Source organism: Peribacillus alkalitolerans (assembly GCF_010882125.1).
In the GTDB taxonomy this organism is placed as follows: Bacteria; Bacillota; Bacilli; order Bacillales; family DSM-1321; genus Bacillus_BN; species Bacillus_BN alkalitolerans.
Genome location: NZ_JAAGVZ010000001.1, coordinates 462,273 through 480,741, shown reverse-complemented (window position 1 = coordinate 480,741; position 18,469 = coordinate 462,273). Strand labels below are relative to the sequence as shown.

The window sequence follows — 18,469 nt, the reverse complement described above, 5'->3', positions numbered from 1 at the left end:
CCCATGCGATTTGATGAAGCGTATTCAGGTAATGTGTTTATTAAAAGCCATCAAAACTTTGAAGAGGCAGAAGCGGTACTATACGGAATGCCAATGGATTGGACAGTCAGTTACCGTCCAGGTTCTCGTTTTGGTCCTACACGTATTCGTGAAGTATCTATTGGTCTTGAAGAATATAGTGCGTATTTAGACCGTGAATTAGAAGAAGTAAAATATTTCGATGCAGGCGATATTCCGCTTCCGTTTGGAAATGCCCAAAAGAGCTTGGACATGATTGAAGAATTTATTGATAAATTATTGGCTGAAGGGAAATTCCCTTTAGGCATGGGTGGGGAACACTTAGTTTCATGGCCTGTAATGAAGGCGATGGCTAAGAAATATCCTGACTTAGCCATTATCCATATGGATGCTCATACAGACCTTCGTGAGAACTATGAAGGCGAGCCATTATCACACTCGACTCCTATACGAAAAATCGCTGAGCACATCGGACCTAACAATGTTTACTCCTTTGGAATCCGTTCTGGAATGAAAGAAGAGTTCCAATGGGCAAAGGAAAATGGCATGCACATTTCCAAGTTCGAAGTGTTAGAGCCCCTTAAAGAAATCCTACCTACATTGGCAGGCCGTCCTGTCTATGTAACGATTGATATTGATGTATTAGATCCAGCACATGCTCCTGGAACTGGAACAGTAGATTGCGGTGGAATCACATCTAAGGAATTACTGGCATCCATTCATGAAATCGCTAAATCGGATATTCGTGTAGTTGGCTGTGATTTAGTAGAAGTAGCTCCAATCTATGATGTGTCAGAACAGACAGCTAACACTGCTAGTAAGCTTATTCGTGAAATGATTTTAGGATGGGTTCAAAAACGATAAAAGTATAAGTGCCCATTAAAAGAAGCCCGAACGGCATCGTTCGGGCTTTGCGCTTTTTCCATTGTTGAAACTTCAGGGCAGAATCTTTATACTAAATTAATTAAGCAATTAGTCCGGAATTAAGGATGTGTAATATAATGTCTGAACAAAAAGATGTGAAAGTCACACTTAAAACCGTGATCTCCAGCGGGAATGAAAAAGAAGAGTACGAATTTATCACCTTTGGTACTGCGCAGACAAAAGGGGAGACTCTTTACTTGCAGTATGATGAAATACAAGAAGATAACCAAGAAAGAATTCAAACAGTCTTTAAATGGAATGATGAAGAAGCTTTTATCATGAGGAAGGGTCCTATCAAGATGCGTCAACGATTTAGGCGTGATGTTGAAACGGTTGGTGTATATGAAAGCCAATACGGATCCATGCAAATGTTAACCTATACAAACAAGATGGAGTATACATGGAATAATCTCAAAAAAGAAGGTATCATAAGTCTTATCTATGATTTGAACATGCAAGGAAACAAGATCGGTCAATATGAGATGACGATACTATATAAGGAGGAGCAGAAGTAATGAATATAGCTGCACAAGTTCAGGAAAATCTTAAACAAGCAATTAAAGAAGCTGTAATCAAAGCCAATCTAGCTACAGAAGATCAAATTCCGAACGTGATTTTAGAAACACCTAAGGAAAAGGCGCATGGGGACTATTCAACAAACATGGCCATGCAATTGACTAAGATTGCGAAGAAGGCACCAAAAATGATTGCAGAAGCCATCATTGAACATTTTGACACTTCAAAGGCTTCTATTGAAAAAATGGAAATTGCTGGGCCTGGATTCATTAATTTTTATATGAATAATAGTTATTTAGCGGAATTAATCCCTACGATTATTGAAGCAGGGGACCAGTACGGAGAAAGCACTTTTGGTAACGGCCAAAAAATCCAGGTGGAGTTTGTGTCAGCGAACCCAACAGGAGATTTACATTTAGGTCATGCTCGTGGGGCGGCAGTCGGTGATTCTCTTTGCAATATCTTAGCAAAAGCTGGCTACGATGTATCCCGTGAATATTACATCAATGATGCAGGGAATCAAATCAACAATTTAGCCCTTTCCGTTGAAGCGCGTTATTTCCAAGCTCTAGGTATCGAAAAAGAAATGCCGGCGGATGGCTATCACGGTGAGGACATTATCGGTTTCGGAAAAACCCTTGCTGATGAGTACGGTGACAAATTTGTCATGGAAAGCCAGGAAGTTCGTTTTGATTTCTTCAGAGAATATGGCTTGAAGGTTGAAATGGAGAAGTTGAAAAAGGACTTGGAAAACTTCCGTGTAGGATTTGACGTATGGTATTCAGAGACATCTCTATACCACAATGGGAAAATTGATGCGGGCCTTGAGACTTTGAAGGAAAGAGGCCATATCTACGAAAAAGACGGTGCGACTTGGTTCCGATCCACTGAGCTTGGAGACGATAAAGACCGTGTTCTAATCAAGCAAGACGGTTCTTACACGTATTTGACTCCAGACATTGCATACCATAAAGACAAGTTAGAGCGTGGTTTTGAAAAGTTGATCAATATTTGGGGAGCGGACCATCATGGTTACATTCCACGTATGAAAGCTGCCATCGAGGCGCTTGGCTACAATCGTGATCAATTAGAAGTGGAAATCATCCAGCTTGTCCATTTATATAAAGATGGCGAAAAAATGAAAATGAGTAAACGTACAGGTAAAGCTGTCACGATGCGTGACCTGATTGAAGAAGTTGGTCTCGATGCGACTCGTTATTTCTTTGCAATGAGAAGCGCGGATACTCATATGGACTTCGATTTAGACTTAGCGGTTTCTCAATCCAATGAAAACCCTGTATTCTATGCGCAATACGCACATGCACGTATCTGTAGTATCCTACGTCAAGGCGAAGAGCAAGGAATCCAATTTGACGGTAATCTTGACTTAAGCCAAGTTTCTGCCGAAAAAGAAATGGATGTCCTTAAGAAGTTAGGGGAGTTCCCACAAGCGATTGCAGAGGCAGCTGAAAAACGTCTACCTCACCGTATTTCCAACTATATCTTCGACCTAGCGTCCACATTCCATAGCTTCTATGGAGCAGAGAAAGTGTTGGATGTAGATAACATGGAACGTACGAAAGCAAGACTTGCATTAATTAAAGCTGTACAAATTACATTAAAAAATGCTTTAGCTCTAATTGGAGTTTCAGCACCGGAAAAAATGTAGTTAGGAAAACCTGGAGGGGGACCTCCAGGTTTTTTATTTGAATGAAGTAGATTTTTTGATTCGGTAATATCTGATGCCGGTTTGGTAATATATTGAGGAATTCGGTAATATCTGTGGTCGATTCGGTAAAATATGATATAAAATCGGTAATTTCCTGAAAGGAGGTACATGTAGTTCCTAAAAGGTACTAGTTTTTATGGGATATCCGTGACTTTTAGACATATATCCGTGAAAAAATCATTTTATCCGTGGAAATACACAATATATCCGCAACAAGCAAAAAAAGATGCCCATCTACAAGGCATCATCATTTCCACTATTTAATCTCCAAAACCCCACCACTAATTCGTTTAATCCCACGTTGCTTGGAAAAATCCTCAATCAATTGAAGCATTGCTTGATCTTTACGTTTGGCTTCAATCATGAAATCAACATCCTGTCCCATGTCCTTGAGTAATCCCATCAATGGTGCCAGGAAAACGGGATCGACAAAATCTGAATGGGAACGTAATTCTTTTTCACCTTTAGGGGAAGAAATATGGATCTTTGGAGGAATTCCGGTTCTCTCCCAAGTTTTAAAGGCTTTTGGAAGCAAGTCGGTCAAAGGTTGATTGCAAAGATTAGCCATATGATGATGGTAGTCAAATACAAAAGGAATTTCTTCCCGGAGGCAGACATTCAACGTTTCCTCTGTAGTGTAGGTCTTATCATCGTTTTCCAGCGTCATTTGTTGTTTAATCTCTACAGGCAGTATTTTAATATTGTTGTGAAAACGCTCAAGGGATGAGGTTTTATCCCCGTAAGCTCCACCAACATGGATGTTGATGTAGGACGACTCATGTACGCCCATCGCTTTCAACATATTGTAATGATATTCCATATCGGTCACGGCATTGATAGTAATACTTTCTTTTGGACTTGTGAAAAGAGTGAACTGATTAGGATGAAAGCTGACCCTTAGATTGTGGACTTGAACAATCTCTCCAAGTTCCTCCCATTCACGTTTAAAGGGTGTGGTAAAGTCCCAATTCACATCAGGGTGAGTTGCAAGAGGGACAATGGAACTAGACATTCGATAAAGCTCAATCCCTTGGGCCACATTGTAATAAAGAATACGTAGGGTAGTACGTAAGTTTGCTTGCGTCACTTCTTTTAATTTTTCCTCACGTTCTTCTTTTCCTAGTTGGGAATATCGTTTAAAGGTCATCGTTCTAGCTGGAGTGGCCTCCCACAGGTTCAAAGCGTGGGAGACATAACCAAAACGGATTTTCATGTCGTTCTCCTTTAGCATTATAAAAAATGTGAGATGAGTGATCCGAGCTTTTCTTTGAAGGCTCGTAAAAGGTTTGTCTTGTTCAACATCTCTAGCGTAAGTGGTGTACTGTTTTCAACATCCTTTTTTAATTCATCATCCATATTGCGGATGCAGACTTTGTCAAAGATATAGCAATTCATTTCATGGTTCAGGAATAAACTACGCTTGTCAAAATTGGCAGTACCTAAATCAAGCATCTCATGGTCGATCAATATGAACTTAGCATGATAAAAGCCTTTACGGTATTGATGGACTTCCGCACCTTCTTTAAGTAACTTCCTAAAATGGGGGAAGGCAGCTTCTTTAACCAGCGCATGGTCGGGATTATATGGAACGATGATCGTAAGCTTAATACCTTTTCGTAAAATCTCAATTAATTTTTGTAGCAGTACTTTACTAGGTATAAAGTAGGGGGTTCCGATGACAACTTCCTTTTTGGCCGTATTTAGAATATGCAAATACTTGCGTTCAAGCAAAACACCTTCAGTCGGAGCAAGCTGATGCAGACATTTTCCCTGTTTTAAAGGAGGGAAGTATGTCTCATTGGGACGTAAATCTTCCTGTGTAGCGTTAAACCAATCTGTTAGAAATTCCTCCTGTAAATCTTTGACTCCTTCACCAACCATTTTTATGTGATAGTCTCTCCAAGGACTAAGTTCGGGATCTTGATCGATATATTCTTTCCCAATATTGTAGCCCCCAAGGTAAGCCATTTTGCCATCAATGACGGTAATTTTTCTATGATTTCTCTCCTGAGAAGAGTAAAACAAATATGGGAACTTAGGAACTTGGCAAAAAGAAAAGGATGCCCCACTGGCCCTCATTTCCTTAATTATGCTTCGTTTGACTTTATAGCTTCCCATCCAATCCAGCAATAATCGTACTTCCAATCCCTGCTCTGCTTTTTCCTTCAGTAATTGAAGAAATTCGGTGCTCATTTTATCATCCTTAACAATGTAAAACAGAATATGAATATGCTTTTGAGCAGAACGAATTTCTTTAAACATGTCTTTAAATAGGGGATTTCCGTTGGAAAATAATTGAATATCACTATGTCGTTTAGGATATTTTTTCTCACTAAAATTTTCGAGATGCTTTTTACGACCTAGTTTATAATCGGTGAAAAGCCATATGGTCAAACAAAATAGGATAAATAGTATTATTACAACGATTTTAACCATTATTCTCCCCCTTCACTCAGCACGTTCACTTTTCCCGATTTATATAGTTTGTCTTATTCCTTTTGATATCAAACCTATTCCCATAAAAGAGACACATAAAGCTGATATTTTAAAATTTCTCCAAAAAATAAGAGGAGGTATGAAATGAAAAACAAAAAATTGGTTGACTGAATGCTCATTCATAATATAATGTAAGTAGGACTAAAATTCTGAAAAATATAATTGTTTGGATTGTTTGGCATTATTTGAAATTATAGGTCGCCATTTTAGAGGGTAGACACTATTCTTCACAGGAAAGGGGCATCATTTATGGATGGTTTGCTATGGGTAAACTTGCTTGCGTTCTTACTTGTAACCGCTTACGCAGTCTGGATGTTTGTATATTTGATTCGCACGCGTATCGAGTACATCAAGCTTGGTAAGAAAGTGGAATTTGACAATAGAGTCAAAGAAAGACTTGATCTTGTATGGGTCAATGTTTTCGGACAGAAAAAACTGTTGAAGGACAAAAAAAGTGGAATTATTCACGTCATGTTCTTCTATGGCTTTATTCTAGTCCAGCTTGGAGCTCTTGACTTTATTATTAAAGGGATTAAGCCAGGTGCACATTTGCCACTTGGACCTTTATATCCAGCATTTACGTTTTTCCAGGAAATCGTTACACTTTTGATTCTAGTCGCAGTTGTTTGGGCGTTCCACCGTCGTTATGTGGAAAAGCTAGTACGATTAAAGCGTGGATTCAAATCTGGCTTAGTACTGATTTTCATTGGTGGTTTGATGGTTTCCGTTTTATTTGGAAACGGGATGTCCATGATCTGGCACGGGCATGAAGCTTCTATGGCAGAGCCAGTAGCTTCGATGATCGCAGGAATCTTTGGATGGATAGGAAAAACTCCAGCCATTGTTGCTTTCTATTTATTCTGGTGGATGCATACGATTTTCTTATTATCATTCTTAGTGTATGTACCACAATCCAAGCACGCCCACTTAATTGCAGGGCCTGCCAACGTATTTTTCCATCGTCTTTCAAACCCTGGGAAATTAACAAAAATTGACTTTGAGGATGAAACTCAAGAGTCATTTGGGGTAGGGAAAATTGAAGATTTCACTCAACATCAATTAATTGATCTATATGCCTGTGTTGAATGTGGCCGTTGTACAAATATGTGTCCTGCTACAGGAACGGGGAAAATGCTTTCTCCTATGGACTTGATATTAAAACTTCGTGATCATTTAACGGATACAGGAGCAGTAGTTACGAAAAAACAACCTTGGGTACCTGGTTTTATTTTCAATAATACTAAAGGTAATCAGCTTGCCTTAGCTGCAGCGGAACAAGGAGCATTAGAACAAGCGGCTGCTTCAGCATACAGCCCAAGTTTAATCGGGGAAGTCATTACAGAAGAAGAAATCTGGGCATGTACAACTTGCCGTAACTGTGAGGACCAATGTCCGGTAATGAATGAGCATGTTGATAAGATTATTGACCTTCGTCGTTACCTGGTCATGACGGAAGGTAAGGTAGATGCGGATGCACAACGTGCAATGCAAAATATTGAACGCCAAGGAAACCCTTGGGGCTTGAACCGAAAAGAACGCGAAAACTGGCGTGAAGTCCGTGAGGATGTGGCAGTTCCAACTGTAAAAGAAATGAGCAAAGCTGGAGAAGAGTTTGAATACTTATTCTGGGTTGGATCAATGGGATCTTACGATAACCGAAGCCAGAAGATTGCTTTATCCTTTGCTAAGCTCATGAATGAAGCTGGTGTTAAATTCGCCATCCTTGGAAACAAGGAAAAGAACTCTGGTGACACAGCTCGTCGTCTTGGAAACGAGTTCATGTTCCAGGAGCTAGCTACAAACAATATCGCTGAGTTTGAAAAGAACGAGGTCAAAAAGATTGTTACGATTGACCCGCATGCCTATAACATTTTCAAAAATGAATATCCAGACTTCGGATTGCTGGCAGAGGTTTATCACCATACAGAAGTGTTGGCAATGCTTGTGAAGGAAGGAAGACTTGTTCCTACACACGAAGTGCATGAGACGATTACATTCCATGATTCCTGTTATCTAGGTCGATACAATGAAGTATATGATGCTCCACGCGATATCTTAAAGAGCATTCCAGGCGTGAAACTTGTAGAGATGGAAAGAAATCGTGAGAAGGGTATGTGCTGTGGAGCTGGTGGAGGTTTGATGTGGATGGAAGAGGAAACAGGCCACCGCATTAACGTAGCTCGAACAGAACAAGCTCTTGCCGTTGACCCTTCAGTCATCAGTTCCGGCTGTCCTTATTGCTTAACGATGATTACCGATGGTACGAAGGCGAAAGAAGTTGAAGACCAAGTAAAGACATACGATGTAGCAGAGCTGCTTGAAATGTCTGTCGTAGGTCAAAAAACAGCATAATCAAAATATTTGAGTTCGTCCAAGGGTGACTCGCAAGGTCGTTAAATGGCGGCTTTGTGGGTACCCTTTTTTAAATAAGTGTGTATTTTTACCAATGAGTTGATTGAAGCGTAAGACACTTGACTCCTCGAAAATGCATTCGCATTTCCTTCGTGCGGTGTTGATTCAAGGAAGCTTATTCAATGTCCTGCGGGAAAAAGAGGGAAGTGGGAGACCCCACAGGCGGTTACGCCGAGGAGGCTCCCATCCCTCCCCGCGGAAAGCAAGTGACTGGAGCGGAAATCAACGGACAATCTTTTAAAAGAACAATCTATGCAAAAGAGTCTTGAAATTCACAAAAATAATCCTATATCAGCATCACATTGCATACTCTCGAATAGGATAGTAGTGGAAATTTATAAAATTAAAGAGAAAATATTTAAAATTTTTAGTAATTTAATGTACAATGAGAGTATGGAAAAAAACGCTTTCATATTTTTTTAGAGGAGACTGCGATGCAGTTTTTTTTCTAAACGAACATCGAGCGAGCGTTCAGTCAGAGATTTTCATAGTCAACAAGAGTCACTCCATAGTTAAACCTTACAAACTAATTATTAGGGGGATATAAAAATGACTAAAACAGTAATTGTAAGCGGTGTCAGAACAGCTTTCGGTAAATTTGGTGGTGGATTAAGCGGATTTTCTGCAGCTGAATTAGGTGGAATCGCAATCAAGGAAGCTTTGAATCGTGCTGGAGTCGATCCTGCTCAAGTCGACGAAGTAATCATGGGGACAGTTCTTCAAGGTGGTCAAGGTCAAATTCCTTCCCGTCAAGCGTCACGCCATGCTGGTATCCCATGGGAAGTTAAAACTGAAACCATCAATAAGGTTTGTGCATCTGGTTTACGTGCAGTTACTCTTGCTGATCAAATTATCCGTTCTGGTGATGAAGAGGTCATCGTTGCAGGTGGAATGGAATCGATGAGCAATGCTCCATACCTTCTTCCAAAAGCACGTTGGGGATTAAGAATGGGCGATTCAACCGTTAAAGATTTAATGATCCATGATGGATTAAGCTGTAGCTTTACAGGGGTTCACATGGGGACATACGGTAACAGCACGGCATCTGAATTGGAAATCTCCCGTGAAGAGCAAGATCAATGGGCATACACAAGTCATCAACGAGCGATTGAAGCCATCGAAGCTGGTCGCTTAGCGGATGAAATCGTTTCTGTAGAAGTAAAGCAACGTAAAGGCGATTCCATTTTTGTATCACAAGATGAGTCTCCAAGAAAAGATACATCCGTGGAAAAGCTAGCTTCCTTAAAATCGGCTTTCAGTGCAGATGGTACGATTACTGCTGGAAATGCACCTGGAGTCAATGATGGAGCAGGCGCATTAGTATTAATGAGTGAAGAAAGAGCCCTTAAAGAAGGTAAAGAACCATTAGCATATATTATTGGCCATTCGGAAATCGCAGTTGAAGCAAAGGATTTCCCTAAAACACCTGGTCTAGTCGTGAATGAAATCCTTAAGAAAACAGGAAAAACGTTAGAAGAAATCGACTTGTTTGAACTAAATGAGGCTTTTGCTGCAGTTGCACTAGCAAGTGGACGTATTGCAAATATTGATCCAGAAAAAGTAAACGTGAACGGTGGAGCGGTTGCTCTTGGACATCCAATCGGTGCTAGTGGAGCTAGAATCATCATCACATTAATGCACGAATTAAAAAGACGCGGCGGTGGAATCGGTATCGCAGGAATCTGTAGCGGTGGCGGCCAAGGCGACGCAATCATGATTGAAGTACCAAAAGCATAAAAAGAGCAGAAATATAAATTTCAGAGGGGCCGACTTTCCGTGCTCCTCTCTTTACAAAAACAAGTGCATTTACATAAAGGGAGACGGAGGAGTTCATATGAAAATCCAAAAGGTAATGGTCATTGGTGCAGGTCAAATGGGTTCAGGAATTGCGCAGGTTTGTGCAATGGCAGGTTTTGAAGTGTTCCTACATGATTTAAAAGAGGATTTTGTTGATAGAGGACTTTCGGTTATTAAAAAGAATCTTTCACGCCAAGTGGAAAAAGGGAAAATGACTGAAGAAGCACAAAATCAAACTCTTTCCATGTTAACAGCATCAACGGATTTACAAAATGCATCCGGAGTGGATTTAGTCATTGAAGCTGCAGTTGAAAATATGGAAATCAAATCGAAGTTGTTTGCTCAGTTGGATGAAATCGCACCAGCTCATGCGATCCTAGCATCCAATACTTCATCACTTCCAATTACAGAGATTGCGGCAGCGACAAATAGACCGGAGCAAGTGATCGGGATGCATTTTATGAATCCGGTACCTGTTATGAAGCTTGTTGAAATCATCAGAGGATTAGCAACGACGGATGAAGTGTATCAAGCAATTGAAGATATGTCTAAAGCTCTTGGGAAAATCCCAGTAGAAGTAAATGATTTTCCAGGATTCGTTTCTAACAGAATCTTGATGCCAATGATTAACGAAGCAATTTACACGCTTTATGAAGGTGTTGCAACGAAGGAAGCTATTGATGAAGTGATGAAGCTTGGCATGAATCATCCAATGGGTCCTCTAACTCTAGCAGATTTCATTGGTCTTGATACTTGTCTTTATATCATGGAGACCTTACATGAAGGATTCGGCGATGACAAATATAGACCATGTCCACTTTTAAGAAAGTATGTTAAAGCTGGTTGGCTTGGAAGAAAGACTGGCAGAGGCTTCTACAGTTACGAATAGTATCACGATTTTCGATGTCTGGCGTACATCTTACGCATTTCTAATCACCTAGGGGGAATCAGAATGGAACTTCGATTTACGGAAGAGCAAGAGATGATGAGGAAAATGGTGCGAGACTTCGCACAACAAGAAATCGCACCTTTTGTTGAAAAGATGGAAGAGGGCGAGTTTCCTAGAGAATTAATCAAAAAAATGGGCGAACTTGGTTTGATGGGAATTCCTGTGCCAGAAGCTTACGGTGGAGCGGAAATGGATTTCGTATCGTATATCATTGCGATTCATGAAATCTCGAAAGTGAGCGCCACTTTAGGGGTAATTTTATCTGTTCATACTTCTGTTGGAACGAACCCAATTCTTTATTTTGGAACGGAGGAGCAAAAACAAAAGTATGTACCGAAACTTGCTTCTGGTGAATATTTAGGCGCGTTTTGTTTAACAGAAGTAAGTGCAGGGTCAGATGCTTCCAGTTTGAAATCAAAGGCTGTTAAATCTGGTGATCATTATGTGATTAATGGATCGAAAGTATTTATCACGAATGGTGGAGAAGCGGACGTTTATATTGTGTTTGCCACTACAAATCCAGAAGCCGGTGCAAAGGGCGTTTCTGCGTTTATTGTAGAAAAAGATACTCCAGGCCTGGTCATTGGCAAGGACGAACACAAAATGGGGCTACATGGTTCAAGAACGGTCCAACTGTCATTTGAAGATATGAAAGTGCCTGTTGAAAACCTGCTTGGACAAGAAGGAGAAGGGTTTAAAATTGCTATGGCAAATCTTGATTCGGGTCGAATCGGAATTGCTGCACAGTCCCTTGGGATTGCAGAAGGTGCCATGGAACATGCCATTGCTTATGCGAAAGAAAGAAAACAATTTGGAAAGCCAATTGCCCTTCAACAGGGTGTGGGCTTTAAATTAGCCGATATGGCAACAAATATTGAAGCTGCAAAACTATTAGTCTATCAAGCTGCTTCTTTAAGATCTGAAGGAAAAGCATGTGGCAAGGAAGCTTCCATTGCCAAGCTATTCGCATCTCGTACCGCAGTGGAAACGTCCATTGAAGCAGTTCAAGTATTTGGTGGCTATGGTTACTCAAAAGAGTATCCAGTAGAACGTTATTTCCGTGACGCGAAAATCACGGAAATCTATGAAGGAACAAGTGAAATTCAACGTATCGTCATTAATAAATATTTATAATCACTCAAAAAGGGCAGGGGTTCTAGCATGAATTTTAAATTAACTGAAGAACATGAAATGATTAGAAAAATGGTCCGCGATTTCGCAAGGAACGAAGTGGCTCCGACTGCTGCAGAACGTGATGAAGAGGAACGTTTTGACCGTGAAATTTTCGATAAAATGGCAGAGCTTGGATTAACAGGGATTCCATGGCCTGAAGAGTATGGCGGAATCGGAAGCGACTACTTAGCTTACTGTATTGCAATCGAAGAGCTATCAAGAGTATGTGCTTCAACAGGGGTAACTCTTTCTGCACATACTTCATTAGCGGGTTGGCCTGTTTACAAATTCGGTACGGAAGAGCAAAAACAAAAATATCTTCGTCCAATGGCAGAAGGTACTAAAATCGGTGCTTATGGATTGACAGAGCCAGGTTCAGGATCGGATGCAGGTGGCATGAGAACAACTGCCAAGCTTGACGGAGACCACTATGTATTGAATGGTTCAAAGATCTTCATCACAAATGGTGGAGAAGCAGAAATTTATGTGGTGTTCGCACTAACGGATCCAACTTCTAAGCATAAAGGAACAAGTGCATTCATCGTTGAGAGCGACTTCCCTGGATTCAGCGTAGGGAAGAAAGAAAAGAAACTAGGTATCCGTTCATCTCCAACGACTGAAATCATTTTTGAAGATTGCCGTGTACCTAAGGAAAACCTTCTAGGAGAAGTGGGTGACGGGTTCAAAATCGCGATGATGACACTAGATGGCGGTCGTAACGGAATTGCCGCTCAAGCTGTCGGTATCGCACAAGGTGCTTTGGATGCATCTGTTGCCTATGCAAAGGAAAGACAACAATTCGGAAAACCAATCGCTGCACAACAAGGGATTGGCTTCAAGCTTGCAGACATGGCAACAAGTGTCGAAGCTGCAAGACTATTAACCTATCAAGCTGCTTGGTTAGAATCTGAAGGTCTTCCATACGGAAAAGAATCAGCCATGTCAAAGCTATTTGCTGGGGACGCAGCTATGAAAGTAACGACGGAAGCGGTTCAAGTATTCGGTGGATACGGTTATACAAAGGATTACCCAGTGGAGCGCTTCATGAGGGACGCAAAAATTACCCAAATCTATGAAGGAACACAAGAAATCCAACGTTTAGTAATCTCACGTATGATCACTAAAGACTAATTAATAGATCAGGAAAACAAAAACAATAAGGGGCGTAGCGAGCATCAGCAAGAATAAAATGTTCAGGGGAAGCCTTTCCTTAACATAGATTTTGCTGCGCTCCCTTTATGATCAGGCGGTGACGAATTGGAAAAGAGAGAAGTGCACGCTTCTGTTAAAGATGAACGTCTCGTCAAGAAACGTCGCAATCAGATGATTAAAGGGGCAATATCTCTTTTTAAGGAAAAAGGATTCCATCGCACAACGACTAGAGAAATTGCAAAGGCATCAGGATTTAGCATCGGAACGTTGTATGAGTACATTCGTACAAAGGAGGACGTCCTGTATCTTGTTTGCGATAGCATTTACGATGAAGTAAAAGAGCGTCTGCAGCAAGACCTTAACCAAAAAGAGGGCACTCTTGAAAGTCTGAAGCTAGGGATAGCCAATTATTTTAAAGTCATGGACGAGATGCAAGATGAAGTTTTGGTCATGTATCAAGAAGCCAAATCGTTAACTAAGGATGCCATTCCTTATGTCTTGAATAAAGAGCTCGAAATGGTAGGTATGTTTGAGCATTTGTTGAAAAAGTGCCAACAAAATGGGGAACTGATACAGTCAGATCAAGAAATTCGATTAATTGCACATAACATTTTCGTCCAAGGCCAAATGTGGGGTTTCCGGAGATGGGCATTGCGTAATTTGTTTACACTAGAAGAATTTATTGATTTGCAGACATCGGTATTGATTGAAGGATTGAAAAAACAATCATGAGGACCAAAGGGGGAGCAAGATGAACACGGTTGAGAATTATAAACCAAAACATCATATTCGTTTTATAACAGCCTCTAGCTTATTCGATGGACATGATGCTTCTATTAACATCATGAGACGTATTCTACAATCTAGCGGAGCTGAGGTCATTCATTTAGGCCATAACCGTTCTGTGGAAGAAGTCGTGAACGCGGCTATTCAAGAGGATGTACAAGGAATCGCCATCTCTTCTTATCAAGGTGGACATGTAGAATATTTTAAATATATGTATGACCTTCTTCAAGAGAAGGGTGCTGGTCATATTCGCATCTACGGCGGCGGCGGTGGAGTCATTATCCCTAAAGAAATTAAAGAACTTCACGATTATGGAATCGCACGAATTTTTTCTCCTGATGATGGCCGTGAATATGGTTTGCAGGGCATGATCAATCGCATGATTCAAGAATGTGACTTTTCACCGGTCCAAGCAAACTTATCAGATTCTTTGGAGGCTTTGAAGGAAGGGAACCCAGGAGCAGTTGCTCAATTCATTACCTTTGCTGAAAACCGTGTCGATTCTTCAATGGAAGCGGCAGCCGGCGCAGAAGCTCTTCTTGATAAAGTCAAAGACCTACAACAGAAAACTCCTGTAGTCGGAATAACAGGAACGGGCGGAGCTGGAAAGAGCTCATTGACGGATGAATTGATTCGCCGTTTCTTGAATGAAATTCCTGAGAAAAAAGTAGCTATTTTATCAGTGGATCCAACAAAACAAAAAACGGGCGGTGCTTTGCTAGGTGACCGTATCCGTATGAACGCGATTTTCAATAACCGTGTATATATGAGAAGCTTGGCAACACGTTTGTCAAAAAGTGAGCTATCTTTAGCCATTGCTGATGCGATTACAGTCGTAAAAGCCGCTGGTTTTGATCTAATCATTGTTGAAACATCTGGAATCGGCCAAGGTGATGCTGGAATCACAGAGTTCTGTGATGCTTCCATGTACGTAATGACAAGTGAATTTGGTGCTCCTTCTCAGCTAGAAAAAATTGATATGATCGATTTTGCCGATTTGATTGTCATCAATAAGTATGAGAGAAAAGGCTCCGAGGATGCACATCGTCAGGTTCAAAAACAGTATCAACGCAGCCGTAATTTGTTCCATCAAGAATTTACGGAAATGCCGGTTTACGGTACGATTGCTAGCCAATTCAATGATCCTGGCACGAATGCATTGTTCGCAGCCCTCATTGAAAAAATTAATGAGAAAACGGGAACGGACTGGAAGACTAGCTTCTCTAAAGAAGCGGATGTGAAAAAACAAAACGTCATCATTCCGAACGACCGTCGCTATTATTTACGTGAAATCACTGATACTGTTAGAACTTACCACACTAAAGCGGATGAGCAAGTGAGAATAGCTCGTAAGTTATTCCAACTTGAAGGCGCGATTGAGGCCGTAAAGGAGCAAGAAACTAACACTGAAGTATTGTCTTCATTGGAAGCACTGCGTGATCATACTGCAAGTAAGCTGACTGAAGAGTCCAAGAACATTCTGGCTAATTGGAATAGCTTCCGTGATCAATATGCACAGGACCGTTTTGTGACAAAAATTCGTGACAAAGAGATTGTGACGGAATTAAAAACAAAGAGTCTATCTGGATTGAATATTCCGAAAGTATCTCTTCCGAAGTATGCAGATTACGGTGAAATTCTGAAGTGGGTTTATCGCGAGAATGCACCAGGATACTTCCCATTCACGGCAGGAGTGTTCCCGTTCAAACGTGAAGGTGAAGATCCGAAGCGTCAGTTTGCAGGGGAAGGCTCACCATCCCGTACGAATCGTCGTTTCCACTACCTTTCAAAAGACGATTCAGCTAAACGCTTAAGTACTGCGTTTGATTCTGTAACTCTATATGGAGAAGACCCAGATTATCGTCCAGACATTTATGGAAAAGTGGGAGAGAGCGGTGTAAACATCTGTACCTTGGATGACATGAAGAAGCTATATGATGGCTTTGACTTATGCCACCCATCTACATCCGTATCGATGACAATCAACGGTCCTGCTCCAATCATCTTGGCAATGTACATGAATACTGCCATTGACCAACAGGTTAAAGTTAAAGAAGAAGAGCTAGGAAGAGTGCTTACTGTTGAAGAGTTCCATGTAGTCCGTTCCCAAACCCTTCAAGCCGTCCGTGGTACGGTACAGGCGGATATCCTTAAGGAAGACCAAGGACAGAATACGTGCATTTTCTCAACTGAATTTGCATTACGTATGATGGGGGATATTCAAAAATACTTTATTGACCATAAAGTACGTAACTATTACTCAGTTTCTATCTCTGGTTATCATATCGCAGAAGCAGGTGCGAACCCAATTTCGCAGCTTGCATTTACACTGGCAAATGGTTTCACATATGTAGAGTACTATTTGAGCAGAGGCATGAATATTGATGATTTTGCACCGAATCTATCCTTCTTCTTCTCGAATGGATTAGATCCAGAGTATACGGTTATCGGCCGTGTAGCTCGCCGTATCTGGGCAACGGTTATGCGAAACAAATACGGTGCGAATGATAGAAGCCAAAAGCTTAAGTACCATGTACAAACGTCTGGTCGTTCTCTTCATGCACAAGAGATTGATTTCAATGACATCCGTACTACTCTACAAGCATTGATGGCCCTTCACGATAACTGTAACTCTCTTCATACAAATGCTTATGATGAAGCGATTACGACTCCTACGGAAGAATCCGTGCGTCGTGCGATGGCGATTCAAATGATTATCACAAAAGAGCATGGTTTAACGAAAAATGAAAACCCACTGCAAGGTTCCTTTATTGTTGAGGAAATGACAGATATGGTCGAAGAGGCGGTTTTACAAGAGTTTGATCGAATTAACGACCGTGGTGGGGTATTGGGTGCTATGGAAACTCAATACCAACGTGGAAAAATCCAAGATGAATCCATGTATTACGAAATGAAAAAACATACAGGTGAACTGCCAATTATCGGAGTGAACACATACCTGAATCCCAACCCACCATCTGAAGAATCCGTCGATAATATGGAAATTGCACGTGCAACAACGGAAGAAAAAGAAGGTCAGATCCAATACCTTCGCGAATTCCAAGAAAGAAATAAACATGTTATAGAAGAAGCCCTGACTCGACTAAAAGAAACGGCCATTTCTGGAGGAAACATCTTCGAGGAATTAATGGAAACCGTTAAAGTAGCGAGCCTAGGACAAATCACAAGAGCCCTTTATGAAGTTGGGGGACAATACCGTAGGAATATGTAAACGAAAAATAAGTAGTTTTTCTTCTTATTCCGGCCTGATACCAGAAATGGTGTCAGGTTTTTTTCTATCTTTAAAAGGGAATCATTCTTTTATAAATTAAAAATGAAAATTTTACAAAATTGTAGTGATTTTTCCTTATAATAAAAGAAGAAACGGGAAAGAATGAATGTCTAGGTGTTCCCAACTATTAGAATAACAGAGAAACACGGGTGAGACTTCATGTATGAGAGATGGAAACTCAACAGACTAAACAGTTTATTTCTATATGGAGAAGGGACTATGAGCTTGAAGAATCTAGCGATTGGTTTTGGCATGATTGCGTTGGCAGTGATTACTTACATTCTTTATCAAAAATCGTTGGGGGCTGTGGTCTTTTTACCGCTTTCATTCTATTTTTTTTATCTGGCATACAAAGAATACAAAAAAAATAGTCCAAACCAAGATTGATAAGGATGTTTCATCTGTTTGATAAAGTTAGTGGTAGCATAAACCACACCATATTGTTTATAATGTTTTATATATCTATTAGAATAGGGAATTTGTGACTATTCTAAATGGATCGTATAGTGTCGCACTTGATGTGCTTTTGATAGAGAAAGGGAGTGCAGGAATTGAGTTTAAGCCAATACTCTAAAGAAGATTTACTGGAAATGTCCATGCTAGAAGCGGCTTACGAGCTTTTAGTCGAAAAAAAACAAGCAGTTAGCTTTAAAGAGCTTGTGGACGAAATTAAGGCAATTCAAGAATTATCTGATGAGGAACTGAAGCAACGTCTCTCCCAGTTCTATACAGATTTAAACATCGATGGTCGCTTCAGCTGTATCGGAGACAACAGATGGGGGCTAAAAAGCTGGTATCCTGTTGATCAAATTGAGGATGAAATTGTCCATACTACTACGAAGCCTAAGAAGAAAAAGGCGAAAAAAGCTGTGGATGAAGACGAGATCGATGATTTTGACGAGATCGAAGAAGATGAACTTGATGGCTTCGACGATTTAGATGATTATGAAGAAGAATTAGATGAAGATGAAGAAGAAGACGAAGTTGAACTAATCGAAGATCTTGATGAGGATGAGGATTTAGATGATGATTCCCTCATAGAGGAAGATGAGCTTCTAATAGAAGAAGACGACAGTGATCTTGAAGAGGATGAAGAAGAGGAAGAATTTGAAGAGGACGAAGAACTATAATCGTGCTTGACAATTCAATTCGAAATTTGTAGAATCATTTTTGGGCTCCTTTTAAAAGGACACGTATTTAACTTATATCGCTCCCCTTACTTTTG

At 40.5% G+C, this 18,469-nt stretch carries 15 protein-coding genes; 13 read left to right on the top strand and 2 right to left on the bottom strand.

All coding sequences use genetic code 11. The features are described 5' to 3' along the window. The first annotated feature begins 3 nt into the window (after positions 1 to 3). The 3 genes from speB to argS all read left to right on the top strand — a co-directional run bounded on the left by speB (position 4) and on the right by argS (position 3,127). Positions 4 to 882, top strand: coding sequence for an agmatinase (speB, locus tag G3O09_RS02305; protein WP_163099599.1), 879 nt, complete (start codon positions 4 to 6; stop codon positions 880 to 882). A gap of 137 nt (positions 883 to 1,019) precedes the next feature. Next, entirely contained in the window at positions 1,020 to 1,457 is a 438-nt protein-coding gene (locus G3O09_RS02300; RefSeq protein WP_163099597.1) for a YwiB family protein, read from the top strand. Further along, complete coding sequence (gene argS / locus G3O09_RS02295; RefSeq protein WP_163099596.1) at positions 1,457 to 3,127, top strand: arginine--tRNA ligase; 1,671 nt, start codon at positions 1,457 to 1,459, stop codon at positions 3,125 to 3,127. The genes G3O09_RS02300 and argS overlap by 1 nt, the downstream gene beginning before the upstream one ends. Positions 3,128 to 3,443: 316 nt before the next feature. On the opposite strand, the gene uvsE is transcribed toward argS, so the two are convergent. Continuing rightward, positions 3,444 to 4,400 carry a UV DNA damage repair endonuclease UvsE gene (uvsE, locus tag G3O09_RS02290; protein WP_163099594.1) on the bottom strand — a complete coding sequence of 319 codons (957 nt, stop codon included), beginning with the start codon at positions 4,398 to 4,400 and terminating at the stop codon, positions 3,444 to 3,446. 17 nt (positions 4,401 to 4,417) lie between these two features. Then, positions 4,418 to 5,623: a cardiolipin synthase gene (cls, locus tag G3O09_RS02285; protein WP_163099592.1), complete on the bottom strand. Its 1,206-nt coding sequence runs from the start codon at positions 5,621 to 5,623 to the stop codon at positions 4,418 to 4,420. A 309-nt stretch (positions 5,624 to 5,932) separates the two neighbouring features. Between cls and G3O09_RS02280 the strand changes: the two genes are divergently transcribed. The 10 genes from G3O09_RS02280 (at position 5,933) to rpoE (ending at position 18,374) form a co-directional block, all read left to right on the top strand. Next, positions 5,933 to 8,035: a (Fe-S)-binding protein gene (locus G3O09_RS02280; RefSeq protein ID WP_163099590.1), complete on the top strand. Its 2,103-nt coding sequence runs from the start codon at positions 5,933 to 5,935 to the stop codon at positions 8,033 to 8,035. A gap of 182 nt (positions 8,036 to 8,217) precedes the next feature. Continuing rightward, positions 8,218 to 8,364 carry a hypothetical protein gene (locus G3O09_RS02275; protein WP_163098801.1) on the top strand — a complete coding sequence of 49 codons (147 nt, stop codon included), beginning with the start codon at positions 8,218 to 8,220 and terminating at the stop codon, positions 8,362 to 8,364. 280 nt (positions 8,365 to 8,644) lie between these two features. Next, on the top strand, positions 8,645 to 9,832 hold the full coding sequence (locus tag G3O09_RS02270) for an acetyl-CoA C-acetyltransferase (protein WP_163099589.1): 1,188 nt from the start codon (positions 8,645 to 8,647) through the stop codon (positions 9,830 to 9,832). A 97-nt stretch (positions 9,833 to 9,929) separates the two neighbouring features. Further along, positions 9,930 to 10,781: a 3-hydroxybutyryl-CoA dehydrogenase gene (locus G3O09_RS02265; RefSeq protein WP_163099587.1), complete on the top strand. Its 852-nt coding sequence runs from the start codon at positions 9,930 to 9,932 to the stop codon at positions 10,779 to 10,781. Between the two features lie 63 nt (positions 10,782 to 10,844). Beyond that, positions 10,845 to 11,975: an acyl-CoA dehydrogenase gene (locus G3O09_RS02260; RefSeq protein WP_163099585.1), complete on the top strand. Its 1,131-nt coding sequence runs from the start codon at positions 10,845 to 10,847 to the stop codon at positions 11,973 to 11,975. A 27-nt stretch (positions 11,976 to 12,002) separates the two neighbouring features. Further along, complete coding sequence (locus G3O09_RS02255; protein ID WP_163099583.1) at positions 12,003 to 13,145, top strand: acyl-CoA dehydrogenase; 1,143 nt, start codon at positions 12,003 to 12,005, stop codon at positions 13,143 to 13,145. A gap of 126 nt (positions 13,146 to 13,271) precedes the next feature. Then, positions 13,272 to 13,898, top strand: a complete 627-nt coding sequence (locus G3O09_RS02250) for a TetR/AcrR family transcriptional regulator (protein ID WP_163099581.1) — start codon at positions 13,272 to 13,274, stop codon at positions 13,896 to 13,898. A gap of 19 nt (positions 13,899 to 13,917) precedes the next feature. Beyond that, on the top strand, positions 13,918 to 17,184 hold the full coding sequence (icmF, locus tag G3O09_RS02245; RefSeq protein ID WP_163099579.1) for a fused isobutyryl-CoA mutase/GTPase IcmF: 3,267 nt from the start codon (positions 13,918 to 13,920) through the stop codon (positions 17,182 to 17,184). A 279-nt stretch (positions 17,185 to 17,463) separates the two neighbouring features. After that, entirely contained in the window at positions 17,464 to 17,631 is a 168-nt protein-coding gene (locus G3O09_RS02240; protein ID WP_163098799.1) for a hypothetical protein, read from the top strand. Positions 17,632 to 17,795: 164 nt separating this feature from the next. Then, on the top strand, positions 17,796 to 18,374 hold the full coding sequence (gene rpoE, locus G3O09_RS02235; protein ID WP_163099578.1) for a DNA-directed RNA polymerase subunit delta: 579 nt from the start codon (positions 17,796 to 17,798) through the stop codon (positions 18,372 to 18,374). Positions 18,375 to 18,469 lie beyond the last annotated feature (95 nt).

What these genes read in the sequence shown, in the direction of transcription:
- speB (WP_163099599.1), top strand. Translation starts at nt 4, where the DNA reads ATGCGATTTGATGAAGCGTATTCAGGTAATGTGTTTATTAAAAGCCAT.
- G3O09_RS02300 (WP_163099597.1), top strand. Translation starts at nt 1,020, where the DNA reads ATGTCTGAACAAAAAGATGTGAAAGTCACACTTAAAACCGTGATCTCC.
- argS (WP_163099596.1), top strand. Translation starts at nt 1,457, where the DNA reads ATGAATATAGCTGCACAAGTTCAGGAAAATCTTAAACAAGCAATTAAA.
- uvsE (WP_163099594.1), bottom strand. Translation starts at nt 4,400, where the DNA reads ATGAAAATCCGTTTTGGTTATGTCTCCCACGCTTTGAACCTGTGGGAG.
- cls (WP_163099592.1), bottom strand. Translation starts at nt 5,623, where the DNA reads ATGGTTAAAATCGTTGTAATAATACTATTTATCCTATTTTGTTTGACC.
- G3O09_RS02280 (WP_163099590.1), top strand. Translation starts at nt 5,933, where the DNA reads ATGGATGGTTTGCTATGGGTAAACTTGCTTGCGTTCTTACTTGTAACC.
- G3O09_RS02275 (WP_163098801.1), top strand. Translation starts at nt 8,218, where the DNA reads ATGTCCTGCGGGAAAAAGAGGGAAGTGGGAGACCCCACAGGCGGTTAC.
- G3O09_RS02270 (WP_163099589.1), top strand. Translation starts at nt 8,645, where the DNA reads ATGACTAAAACAGTAATTGTAAGCGGTGTCAGAACAGCTTTCGGTAAA.
- G3O09_RS02265 (WP_163099587.1), top strand. Translation starts at nt 9,930, where the DNA reads ATGAAAATCCAAAAGGTAATGGTCATTGGTGCAGGTCAAATGGGTTCA.
- G3O09_RS02260 (WP_163099585.1), top strand. Translation starts at nt 10,845, where the DNA reads ATGGAACTTCGATTTACGGAAGAGCAAGAGATGATGAGGAAAATGGTG.
- G3O09_RS02255 (WP_163099583.1), top strand. Translation starts at nt 12,003, where the DNA reads ATGAATTTTAAATTAACTGAAGAACATGAAATGATTAGAAAAATGGTC.
- icmF (WP_163099579.1), top strand. Translation starts at nt 13,918, where the DNA reads ATGAACACGGTTGAGAATTATAAACCAAAACATCATATTCGTTTTATA.
- G3O09_RS02240 (WP_163098799.1), top strand. Translation starts at nt 17,464, where the DNA reads ATGAGCTTGAAGAATCTAGCGATTGGTTTTGGCATGATTGCGTTGGCA.